This window comes from Frankia tisae (assembly GCF_025403405.1).
Lineage (GTDB): Bacteria > Actinomycetota > Actinomycetes > Frankiales > Frankiaceae > Frankia > Frankia tisai.
Window position 1 is genome coordinate 1 of the sequence record NZ_JANEZT010000621.1, and the last position, 2129, is coordinate 2129.

1 protein-coding gene is annotated in these 2129 nt (G+C 71.4%); it reads right to left on the reverse strand.

The features are described 5' to 3' along the window. Positions 1 to 1225 precede the first annotated feature (1225 nt). Positions 1226 to 1456, reverse strand: coding sequence for a DUF433 domain-containing protein (locus NBZ85_RS30605; RefSeq protein ID WP_261559442.1), 231 nt, complete (start codon positions 1454 to 1456; stop codon positions 1226 to 1228). Between the last annotated feature and the right edge of the window lie 673 nt (positions 1457 to 2129).

The window sequence follows — 2129 nt, forward strand, 5'->3', positions numbered from 1 at the left end:
CCACCACCGCCGCGGATGGCTGCCCAGGCCCGCCGCCCATCCTGTTCCGCGCCCTTCCCGTCCGCCGACCGCCCGGTACCCGTGACCTCTCCCATCCACGGGCCGTCTCATCCGCTCATCGCCCCGCCCACGGATCGCTCTGTACTCGGAGTACCCGACCCGCGGCAATTCGCTACAACAGTCGCCTGATTCGCGGTCCGCTTTATGGTCCGATTCGCGGTCCGTCGACTGTCACCGAGGCATGTCAGGAACATGACGGGGACGACGTGCGGCGATCCGGCTGGCATCTTCCAGACATGGACGGCCCCCTCGGTCGAACAGGACGCCGCCCGTCCGGGCCGCCCGGATCACACCCCCCAGTGCCGGCAGCCCACCGCCCGGACGGGCGGCGTCGACAGCGCAGGCCGCCGGTATTCGGGGCTCGAGCTCAATCGTCGGGCACGCCGCCTGCCGCTCTCCTGGCCCGCCGCGGGAGCACCGGCGATCTCCCTGGGCGACGGGACGTCGGACCCCTCCCGTGGGGCCGGTCGGACCGGGGCGGTCATGGCCGTTCGGCGCACCGAATGCGGTCCGGTCGCCCCTGCCGCGGCGCCGCCCGGTCCAGGAAGCTCGAACCACGCTCACGCCGACCACGGGGAGCGGACGGGGAGGTCACGGTGCACGCCATCGGGCACGGCCAGGACGGCGGGAAGCTCCCGCCGCAGCGGTACACCGAGCCGGCCCCTGCCGTCGCCACGCCACCTGCTGGTCGGAACCGGGACGGGGGCGCGACAGGCTGACACCGGACTCGGGAGCGTCGCACCACCGGGGTCCGGAACGGACCAGTGGTCGAGGATGCGGCGTCACCCGACGCAGACGGCTGCGACCCGCGGAGGGATCGGGTCGGAGCCAACCAGGCACGGCGCGGCGGCCACCGACGCGATGGCGAGCGTGTCGGTGGGGACCGACCGCCGCGCCGTGCCCGGACCTCCGGCGCCCGAACCTCCACGCCCGCACGCACGCTCAGCTTTGGTCGGGGTTGGCGAGGAGTAGCCGAAGCTGCTCGGCCGGTCGGCGGCCACCTTCACGGCGGAAGAGGACCACGGAAGGGCTGTCGAGACCGGTTCGGGCGAGGATGCCGCCGAAGTCGGTGTCGGCCGAGGTGGAGCACGTCGTGCCCTACCTCGCGGAGACCGGCCGCAAGCGTGTCGGACAGATTGTTGTCGAGCAGGAACCGCACGTCGGATCAGGCCGGGATGATGAGCGGAAGTTGCCGTTCGCGGACGGCCTCGGCGGCGAAACGGAGCGCCTCGCGGATGTCGTCCGCGTCGAGGTCCGGAAGCTCGACCATGACCTCGTCGGCGGACATGCCGTCGGCGATCATTCCGACGACCGTTGCCACGGGGATGCGCAACCCGCGGAGACAGGGAACCCCGCCCATCTGCGCCGGGTTCATCGTGATTCGGGTGAAGTGCACGGGACACCTCCTCTCGGACTTCAGCATAAGATGATCATGAACGGTCCACGGGGAGCGTGCCGAGACGGACCACGATGTCCGCGGTCTCACGGTTGCTGACTGGTGGTTCCACAGCACGGCGACCGGCACCGCGTGGGGCGTCTGGCACTCGATGTTCGGACCCGCAGGGCCGCGATCCGCTCGGTCGGGCGCAGATCGGACACCCGCAACACGTTCGCCCCGTCCACGGACGCAAGCATGGTCTGATCACCACTGACGGCGAACGTCGTCACCCCGCCCGCGTGGCCGTCGGGTGAGAAGGTACCGCCACAGGTAGGTCTCGGATGCTACGAACTCCATCCGCCCGGACGCGTGGCGCAGTCGTCTCACCGGGAGCCGGCCCACTCGGTGAAACACGAGATCGGTCCGGGAATCGCAGGAGTACGGCGGGAGGTGATGCCGCCTCGGCGGTCGGGAAACCGGCGGTGTTGTCGGACGCAGGCCGTAGTGTCGCCTCAGGCGGAGGCACAGACCACACCCGGCCCGTGGCCGCCGCGCCCTGACCCCGCTTGTCCGCCCGAGGAGCCGATGTCCGTTGTCCGCCCGTGACCAGGTGCGCAGCCGGTCGCTTCGGCTGTTGGACTATCTCGCCGCGCTCGCCGCCGAGCGGCGTGGCGCCCCCCGCCGCCAGCTC